The 9,194-nt window shown below is 57.1% G+C and carries 7 protein-coding genes and 1 pseudogene; all 8 read right to left on the bottom strand.

Annotated features, from left to right (window positions below):
- Window positions 1-222: 222 nt before the first annotated feature.
- A complete protein-coding gene (locus ACN0RV_RS19325) occupies window positions 223-1,545 on the bottom strand; it encodes an MFS transporter (protein WP_417350169.1) in 1,323 nt (440 codons plus the stop codon).
- Complete coding sequence (locus ACN0RV_RS19330; RefSeq protein WP_417350170.1) at window positions 1,542-3,191, bottom strand: sigma-54 interaction domain-containing protein; 1,650 nt, start codon at window positions 3,189-3,191, stop codon at window positions 1,542-1,544. Before ACN0RV_RS19330 ends, ACN0RV_RS19325 begins: the two co-directional genes overlap by 4 nt.
- Window positions 3,192-3,307: 116 nt before the next feature.
- Complete coding sequence (locus ACN0RV_RS19335) at window positions 3,308-4,135, bottom strand: ABC transporter permease (RefSeq protein ID WP_417350171.1); 828 nt, start codon at window positions 4,133-4,135, stop codon at window positions 3,308-3,310.
- Window positions 4,132-5,397 carry an ABC transporter substrate-binding protein gene (locus tag ACN0RV_RS19340; RefSeq protein ID WP_417350172.1) on the bottom strand — a complete coding sequence of 422 codons (1,266 nt, stop codon included), beginning with the start codon at window positions 5,395-5,397 and terminating at the stop codon, window positions 4,132-4,134. The genes ACN0RV_RS19335 and ACN0RV_RS19340 overlap by 4 nt, the downstream gene beginning before the upstream one ends.
- Window positions 5,398-5,431: 34 nt before the next feature.
- On the bottom strand, window positions 5,432-6,241 hold the full coding sequence (locus ACN0RV_RS19345; RefSeq protein ID WP_417350173.1) for an ABC transporter ATP-binding protein: 810 nt from the start codon (window positions 6,239-6,241) through the stop codon (window positions 5,432-5,434).
- A 335-nt stretch (window positions 6,242-6,576) separates the two neighbouring features.
- Entirely contained in the window at window positions 6,577-7,434 is an 858-nt protein-coding gene (locus ACN0RV_RS19350; protein WP_417350174.1) for a sulfurtransferase, read from the bottom strand.
- Between the two features lie 309 nt (window positions 7,435-7,743).
- Window positions 7,744-8,718 (bottom strand): annotated as a pseudogene (gene cydB, locus ACN0RV_RS19355) (cytochrome d ubiquinol oxidase subunit II).
- 2 nt (window positions 8,719-8,720) lie between these two features.
- A complete protein-coding gene (locus ACN0RV_RS19360; RefSeq protein WP_417350175.1) occupies window positions 8,721-9,050 on the bottom strand; it encodes a cytochrome ubiquinol oxidase subunit I in 330 nt (109 codons plus the stop codon).
- Between the last annotated feature and the right edge of the window lie 144 nt (window positions 9,051-9,194).

Genomic DNA, 9,194 nt, shown 5'->3' on the forward strand with positions numbered 1-9,194 from the left:
GGGCTCGAATATGAGGCGTAGTTCGGGCATTCTTGTGAGGGTTGTTCATGTCGGTTGTTCTGTGCTGTTTGTTTGGCGATAACCAGCATCTCGAACTTAACCGGCGTGAACAACCTCCTTAGCACCCACAACCAACCCTCGCTTCCGGCACTTTGAACCAGTGCCGGAACAACCTGCAGTCAGTGTTAGAGAAACAGTCGGCCTGGAATGTAAGTTACTGGATCAGACCTGAGAAGAAATGGTTTTGAGATAAGGGCTGCTTTCCTCTCCCTGCCAGGCCAGCAATACGCCAGAGATCAGCATGGCGATGCCGGTGATCCAGAAGCTGGTGGCCACATCGCCACTGAGTCCGGTGCCCAGGCCCAGTACCAGAGCGCCGACGGCATATCCCAGATCACGCCAGAAGCGGTAGATACCGATACTGGAACCTCGCCATTCAGGTGCGGAAAGATCGGCGACAGCGGCGGCCAGATTTGGATATAGCATGGCCATGCCAAATCCAGTCAACGCAGCGCAGCTCGACCACCAGAGGAGACTGGCATGCCACGGCATCATTAGTACGCTGAGGCCACAGAGCCACATGCCGAGTACATTCAGCCGCTGGCGTCCGATACGATCTGACCAGTGTCCGGTCAGCAGCTGCGATAGCCCCCAGGTACCGCCATAAATACCGATGATCCAGGCTGCATCGGCCAGTTTAACGCCCTGTTGAGACAGGTAGACCGGGTAGAAAATCCACACCAGTGCATCGACAAACCTCTCCACGAGGCCCGCTTGCATCAGAGCAGCCAGACGCCGGTCACGCCAGCTGACATGCCGCAGGATCTCAAATGTGCCAGGCACGGCGGGCAGGCCGGTTGGCAATCGTGAAGCACTGGCCGCAGGTGGGCTTGCACGCTTGCCTTGTACAGGGATGATCCAGTCACGTGTTTCGACAACGCACAACGTACTCAGCAACAGACCTGAGACGATCACGACCAGGCCAAAGCCAAGCAGGCTCTGCCGTACCCCGGCTATCTCTGCCAGGTATGCAGTCAAAATGCCTGCAAGGGCAACGCCCATATAGCCTGCCAGCTCGTTCAGGCCAAGGGTCAGGCCACGCTGTTCGGGAGCTGTAATATCCAGTTTGGAGGTTTGGCTCATCGACCAGGCCAGGCCCTGATTGACCCCGAGTAACAGTGTCGCGGCGACGATCCAGTTCCATGAGGGTGCATAGGCGATCATCAGGGGAATCGGCAGGGCGACCAGCCAGCCCAGCTGGAGCACTCGCTTGCGTCCCAGGTGTTCGGCAAGCCTGCCGGCGACGAAATTCATGCAGCCCTTTACGACACCGAAGGCGATGACAAAGGTACAGAGCAAGAAGAAATCGTTGGCCGGCAGCCCGAAATCACTTTCAGCCAAGGCCGGTATGACGGTGCGCATCATGCCGATAGTCAGTCCAACCAGCAGGACTTGCAGCAGCAAATGGGAAAACAGTGCGCGATTTTGACGGATGCCCTGGCGCAGTACCGGTGGTCGTGGGCCAGCATGGTCAGAGGGGCTCATGCTTCCAGCTCCAGTTTTTCCAGTCGATAACGGAACTGCCGCGGTGTCATGCCCAACAGGGCGGCGGCGCGGGTTTTGTTGCCACCGCTTTGCTGCAGAGCGGTGAGCAGGTCGGTTTTTTCGTCTGCGCGCACCCAGTTATAGGGGCGATTGGAAACCGGATGGCCTACCTGGCCAGCCGGCACGGCTGCTATTGGCGCGGCTTCAGCCGGTGTCGGCATGGATTGGGTATCGGAGGCCTGTCCGGCTTCGAGGTGGCTGTTGATGACGGACTCCTGCCGCAGAATGCTTTCAATATCCTGGGGGGTAATGGCGCCATCCAGTGCAATGAGTACGCTACGCTTGATGACATTTTCCAGTTGTCGGATGTTGCCTGGCCAGTTGTAGCTTTCCAGGCGCTCCATCACCCCTTTGCCGAACACCGTATAGCGGGCGTAATCGCGGTTGGCGGCCAACAGAAAGTGTCTGGCCAGAATACGGACATCGCCGGTGCGATCGCGCAGTGGCGGCAGATGGATGGGGAAAACGTTCAGACGGTAGAACAGGTCGAGACGAAACTTGCCCTGGTTGACGGCTTCCTGAAGGTTCTTATGCGTTGCGGTCACAATACGTACATTGACGGGTATCTCGCGCACCCCGCCAACACGCTGGATGACCTGGCCCTCCAGCACGCGCAGGAGTTTCGATTGCAGCTCCAGATTCAGGTCGCCGATCTCGTCCAGAAACAGGGTGCCGCCATTGGCCAGTTCGATTTTGCCCTGTTTGCTGGCGGTGGCACCGGTGAAAGCGCCTTTCTCATGGCCAAAGAGTTCGGATTCAAGAAGCTGCTCGGGAATGGCAGCACAGTTGATCGCCAGAAACGGCTGATCCTTGCGGTCACTGTTGAGATGCAGGATCTGGGAGAAACGTTCCTTGCCGGTGCCGGACTCACCGGTCAGCAACACCGTGACCGGAGTGCTGGCGACACGGGTGATCTGCAACAGGGCGTCACGTACGGCAGGGCTTTCGCCAAGGATGCCGTAGTTGTTCTGCTGTTGGTCCAGAGCGTCCCGCAGTTCCTGGTTTTCTTCACGCAGGTTGCTGGTACGTTCCTCTATCAGGCTGTTGATCTTGATGATCTGGGCGATAAACGTGGCCAGAATGCGCAGGATCATCAGATCGGCATTGATCGCACGTGGACGCATCCTCAGGCGATGGGTGGCCAGCACGCCAACGGTCAAGTTTCCATCCATAATCGGGACTGCGAGGTAGGAAACAACCCCTTCGGGTAGTGTCTGACGATCCACCGCTCGGAACAAAAATCCAGGTTCCTTATCAACATCCTGGATCACCGTTTGTTGTCCAGTTTTCATCACTTTGCCGGTGACGCCCTCCTCGAAGGTATAGATACCGCGTTGGCGCTCGGTTTCGGTCAAGCCGTAGCTGTAACGGATCCTCAGCTGACCGTCGGCTGATGAGGGCAGGAGGACGCGTCCACGGTTAAGCCCCAGCATCTGTGACATAAGCCTCAGGGTGCCACTGATAGCAAGCTCCGGGGTGTCTGATTGCCCGATCAGCTTGGCGGCCTCGTGCAGGACCGTCATGTCGGCGACCCCTTTGTCATTGGCGCTGATATCGCTATGTGGTTTGGGTAACGGGGTATCCATCACCGGTCTCCTTTACAGACCTCGAGGAGGAGGGCCGGCGTATAGCCGGCGTTGAAACGACAGACAGCCAGTCCTGGGACAGGACCGGCTGTGCTGCAGGTACAGGCAGGGCGTTGTTATTCAACATGCCAGTTGAAGCGCTTGATCAGCAGGCTGCAGACACTGTCGAGGCCATAACCGATCAGACCAATGACCACGACCACGGCCGCCAATGTGTCGTATGCCAGGGTATCGCGCGCATCGTTGATGGCGTATCCCAGACCACTGGTAACACCCAGATACTCGGCCGGTACCAGTACGACCCAGGCGACACCAACCGCGAGTCGGATACCGGCCATGACATCGGTCATGATCGCCGGCAGGATGATTCGACGCAGCATTTGCGGGCCTGAAGCCCCCAGGTTGCGAGCGACCTTGAACCAGTTGGGATCGATACGACGCACACCATGGGCAGTTGAAAAGATGATCGGCCAGATGGTGGCCATCACGATCAGGAAAATGATGGCGGCATCCCAGGTGGCGAATGCCAATACGGCGATTGGCATCCAGGCCAGCGGGCTGACCATGCGCAGGAACTGAAAAGGCACGTTGGCGACTTTCATGGCGGTGCCCACATAGCCGATCAGAATACCGACAGGTACCCCTAGGGCAACACCCCAGAACAGACCGACCAGAACACGGTAAAGACTGGATTGGATCGTGGGCCAAATATCACCACTGGCAACCAGGTCATAGAGCGCATTGAAAGTGGGTTCCGGGGCAAAGTTGGCAAAGGCCCAGAGGTCCGGGTCGTTGGATATGATGTAGCCGCCCAGCCACCAAATGGCCAGCAGAGCCGTAATTCCTATAGCCGGGTAGCGCAGCGAAATCAGCCAGCGGCCAATGGCATTGGACCAGGCGGTTGAGGTTGGCATCGCGTTCAGGGTCTGTGTTGACTGGCTCATAGCTTGATCACCTCTTCGCGCTCGAACGGATTTTCGGCATTGAAGCCCGGGGCGTCTTTCCAGCCCGGATACTTTTCCATGGCGGCTTTGACGAAGCGGTAGTCCACCAGATCCTGGGCCACAAAGTCCGCATCCAGCTCTTGCAGGAAGGTGGTATCGCCACCGACCAGGGTCTGTTTCAACTCGTCAACGATCAAACGGGTGGCTGACGGGAACGGCCAGGGCTGGAAGTCGATGCGGCCGGAGCCCCATTCCGGGTTCTGGATGGCATCCGGGGTTGCATAGTTGCTGTCGTCATAGAGGGTCATGGCGCGTTCGATGATATTGGCCTTCATCGGCAGATAGCCCATGCCATCCTTGGACAACAGGTGGGCCACCTCTTTCTTGTTCTGCTGCGAGTAGATCTGTGCCCGAACGATGGCGTTCATCACCTTCTGGCTCCACTCGGGCTTGGCGTTCACCTGGGTTTCGTTCATGCATACCACGCAGCAGGGGTGGTTGCGCCACATGTCGCCGGTAAAGCGCAGCATCTTGCCCCCGGCCAGCATTTCGCCAACGGCATTGAACGGTTCGGCCACAATAAACGCGTCGATCTTGCGGGCAGCCAGTGCTGGTGGCATATCGGGTGGCGGCATGATCTGCAGGTTGACCTCATCATCCGCCAGGGCTTCCCCCTGGGCCTTGATCACCGGCTTCAGTCCCGCATGGCGCAACCCCATCTGCAGCACGATGTTATGCATGGAGTACCAGTAGGGGACGGCGACCTGCTTGCCGCCGAGGTCGGCAAAGGACTCAACATCGGTATGGCGACCCACCACCAGGCCTGAACCGTTCAGGTGAGCCCAGGACATGATCTTGACCGGGAAGCCGTTGTTGTAGCGCATCCAGATGGGAATCGGCTTGAGCAGGTGAACCAGATTGAATTTGCCGGCGGCGAAGCCTTCAACCAGTGGTGACCAGCCACGAATCAGCGTCGGCGGCTCGGTTTTAAGGCCTTCATCTTCAAAGTAACCCTTGGCGTGCGCGACGAGCAGAACGGTTGCGTCGGTGATGGGCAGATAGCCGATGCGGACCACCTCATCAGCGGGCGGCTGGATGCTGCCCCAGGCAGCACTGCTGGCGCCGAGACCGAAGGCTGCTGCCAGGCCGCCCATGGCGAGGCTGTCGAGCATAAAGTCACGACGGCTCATTTCATGTGCTTGCAGATGTTCAAGCTCATCGTTTGAGATGGCGTCTTCGTACTTGTTGTTCTTGGATTTCATGGTTGGATCCTCGTCAAAGTGCAAGGCTGGCAGTTCAGGCAGCGTTATCAGACTGGGTGCCGGAGGTTTCGGCTTCGGACTGGCGTCCGGCGAGGCCGCTATCGGTACCCTTGAAGCGTTTCATCAGCTCATCGCGTTTGGCCTGGAAGCCTGCATCCATATGGCGTCGCGGCCAGGGCAGCTCTACCTTCAGCTCACTGACGATACGACCGGGGTTCTGCGACATGATCAGTACGCGGTCGGCCATGGTGATCGCCTCGTCGATGTCATGGGTCACAATCACCATGGTGATACCCCTTTCCCGGCAGATGGCCGGTACCTCTTCCTGCAGCGCGTTGCGGGTAAAGGCATCCAGTGCAGAGAAGGGTTCGTCCAACAACAGCAATTCCGGTTCGGTGGCGAGGGAACGGGCCAGGGCGACACGCTGCTGCTGGCCGCCCGACAGGCTCTGGACATTGACATCTTTCTTGTCATGCAGGCCCACCATATCCAGCAGCTTGTCGACACGCGCAGACGCCTCGGCGCTGGATACGCCAGCGAACATGAGGCCGAGTGACGCATTCTCCTTGACGCTCATCCAGGGGTAGAGCGAGGCCTTCTGAAACATCATGTTCCACTTGGCGCTGGGTTTGGAAACTTGATGCCCATTGATGCGAACGCAGCCTTCTGAAGGAATCAGCAGACCGGCAAGCATGTGCAGCAGGGTTGATTTGCCGCAGCCGCTGCGACCGATCAGGGCGATCATCTCACCCGGTTCGATGCGATTTTCGATCTCTTGAAGAGTGGGAGAAGAGGTTGGTGAGAACCTGTGTGTGATGTAGTCGAGTGAGAGAGAGGCGCCCATGCTGCTGCTCCGGTAATGAGTGTTAACCGGAATAAAGCAGGGAACGTGCCATGAATTTAAAATCCATTTATTTCAGTTGGTTATAGTTTTTTTGCGAGTTTGTTCGACATTGTCATTCAGTGACATTGTCGGACAATGTCATATTCTGGTGCGCATGGTTGCATGTTGGAGCAGGCCTTTTTCCGGCGCTGGAACTATGTGAGTGGGAAAAAGGGGGAGGGATTGCAGAAGAGAGTCAGTGTAGGGGCGGCACTTGGGCAGGGGAGGGCAGATGGAGGCAGGAACGGGATGGAAAGCAATGAGCCCACGCCATGGATGGACGTGGGCTGAAGAAATCAGCTGGCGTAGGGCAGCCCTTCCTCGATAGGCAGGCTTTCGTCTCGGGACCACTCATTCCATGAACCGAAGTAGAGTTTCACATCCTTGATTCCGGCCGCTTTCAGTGCGACCAGTGTGTTAGCTGCACGAGCACCCTTGAAACAGTAGATATACACGGGCGTGTCTTGATCGATTCCCACACTATGGCATTCCGCGAGAATCTCTTCCGGGGACTTGAACAGCGCCGTCACGCCCGGTTTCATCATACGATACCATTCGATCCAGCGGGCTCCCGGCAGGCGGCCCTTGCGCGGACAGAAGTCTTTGCCATAGGGCGAAGAGCTGGTACCTATCCATTCATCTACATCTCTGACATCCAGCATCACGGTTTTGCCATCATCCAGTGCGGCCAGGATATCGTCCTTGTCGATCATCAGTTCATGTCCGGTGTCCTGTAGCGGGAAGGTGCTGCTCTGGACGTCCGGAACGTCTGTACTGACCGGCATACCGGTTGCCTGCCAAGCCTGGAAGCCGCCGTGGAGAATGGAGACTTTGGGATAGCCGAGATAGCTGAGCAGGAAGTAACCGCGGCAGGATTGACCAAAGCCGGTATTCATGGATTCTTCGTAGATAACGGCGGTTTCTTCTCCAGAAAGGCCGATACCACCGAAGGTGGCAGCGAATTTTTCCTTGAGCTCACCGATGCCTTCGGCCGTCGACTTGGCCAGAAAGGTAAAGATGTCATGTACGTTGACTGCACCGGGGATATGTCCGGTCGCGTAGCTTTCGGGGTTACGCGTATCGATGATAACCACCTTCTCGCGTTCAATCAGTGTTTCCAGATCCTGCGGGTTCAATAGAACTGTCGATGTCATTATTGTGTGCTCCGGTATAAGTATCGGGATCCCGAAGATGCGTTTTCCGGGACTGAAAGATCCGAGAAGCACTACGCATGAAATATTCCATAAACCAGTTATTTATTCCAAATCAATATCTTATATTTTAACTGAGACTGCTTTTTAAACAGGCCTCAGGGTAATGGATATTGATTGTCTAACATTGGGCGACAATGTCAGGTCGAGGTGGGAATGGTTTGGATAGATGCGGATGTTTTGGATACAGGAGGGGAAAAAGCGCGGCCGAGCCTGACCGGTAGCTGGCCGTGAAAAGGGGTAAGTTGTGCTTCAGTGGTAACCGTCTTCAGCGCGTACCTTGCCCCTGAAGACGTAGTAGGACCAGGCTGAGTAGGTCATGATCACCGGAATGATCAGCAACGCTCCGACCAGTGCGAAGCCCTGGCTGGCGACTGGTGCTGAGACCTCCCAAATGCTGATCGAGGGCGGAATGACATTGGGCCATAGGCTGATTCCGAGCCCCAGAAACCCCAGTGCCATGACGATCAGGCTCATGATGAAGGGTCCGTTTTCCCCTCGATCAACCATTCTCAGCAGCCACAGGCAAGTCAGTGCGGTGAAAACCGGTAAAGGGGCCAGCCAGTACAATGGCCTCATGGGCCAAGGGCGTCCAGATGAACACCAGCACGATGAACCCCATCAACAGCCAGACCAGAGGCTTGCGCATGCGGCGCATCTGCTGCTGCAGCTTGCCTTCGGTTTTCATGATCAGCCAGGTACCCCCAGCAGGGCGTAGGCGGCGATCAGCGATACGCCGCAGAACAGCGCAAAGGGGCTGACCCAGCTCAGGGCATGGCCACTGTAGGCGTTGTTCTCCACGGGCAGTCCGGAGATGTAGGCGCCGAGTATGGCCCCCTGAAAGAAGGTGGCGAGCAGAGAACAGGCGAAAAAGGTCTTGTCCCACAGATGCCGGCTGCGCGTGCTGGCCTTGGCGCGGGCTTCGAACGCCACGCCACGCAGAATCAGACCGATCAGCATCATCAGCACCGGAATATACAGTGCACTCAGGATGACGGCATAGGCCAGCGGGAACGTGGCCATCAGCCCGGCCCCACCGAGGATCAGCCAGGTTTCGTTGCCATCCTAGATCGGCGCGATGCTGGCCATCATCCGGTCGCGATCCTCCTTGCCAGACACCAGTGGAAACAGCAGCCCGACACCCAGATCGAAGCCATCGGCAATCACGTACAGCAGCACGCCAAACAGGATGATGACGGCCCAGATCAATGCAAGATCAATACCCATGGTCAGTCTCCCAGATGCGTATCCGACGGGGATGTCGGGCGGATAGTGGAAAGCGTTGTATCAATTTCCTGATCGGGTCCCCTGCTGATCAGGCGCAGCAGGTAGCGGATGCCGGTACCGAAGATCAGTCCGTATACGACCACCAGCAGCACCAGGGAAAACACTATGGTCGATGTGCTGTGATTACTCCCGGCATCAGCGGTTTTCATCAGACCGTAAATGACCCAGGGCTGGCGGCCCAGCTCGGTCGTGAACCAGCCGGCCAGCAGTGCGATCAGCCCAGACGGTCCCATCAATAGCGCAAAGCGAAGCAGCGTACAGTTGTGAAACAGCTGTCCTCTGAGCTAGGAAACCTGCGATCAAGTGCCCAGACCTGACCATTTACCAACTTCAGCAGAACCGGAGGGATGACAGTCTGAAAATCCCCCTCATTTCATCGCCCACATACTGACATTCCAGCATGTAGGCGGATTTAT

Origin of the sequence: Ferrimonas sp., from assembly GCF_048263965.1 — a bacterium.
Classification (GTDB): Bacteria; Pseudomonadota; Gammaproteobacteria; order Enterobacterales; family Shewanellaceae; genus Ferrimonas.

Bases quoted from the DNA above. Each gene is read 5' to 3' on its own strand.
- ACN0RV_RS19325 (WP_417350169.1), bottom strand. From the start codon at position 1,545: ATGAGCCCCTCTGACCATGCTGGCCCACGACCACCGGTACTGCGCCAG.
- ACN0RV_RS19330 (WP_417350170.1), bottom strand. From the start codon at position 3,191: ATGGATACCCCGTTACCCAAACCACATAGCGATATCAGCGCCAATGAC.
- ACN0RV_RS19335 (WP_417350171.1), bottom strand. From the start codon at position 4,135: ATGAGCCAGTCAACACAGACCCTGAACGCGATGCCAACCTCAACCGCC.
- ACN0RV_RS19340 (WP_417350172.1), bottom strand. From the start codon at position 5,397: ATGAAATCCAAGAACAACAAGTACGAAGACGCCATCTCAAACGATGAG.
- ACN0RV_RS19345 (WP_417350173.1), bottom strand. From the start codon at position 6,241: ATGGGCGCCTCTCTCTCACTCGACTACATCACACACAGGTTCTCACCA.
- ACN0RV_RS19350 (WP_417350174.1), bottom strand. From the start codon at position 7,434: ATGACATCGACAGTTCTATTGAACCCGCAGGATCTGGAAACACTGATT.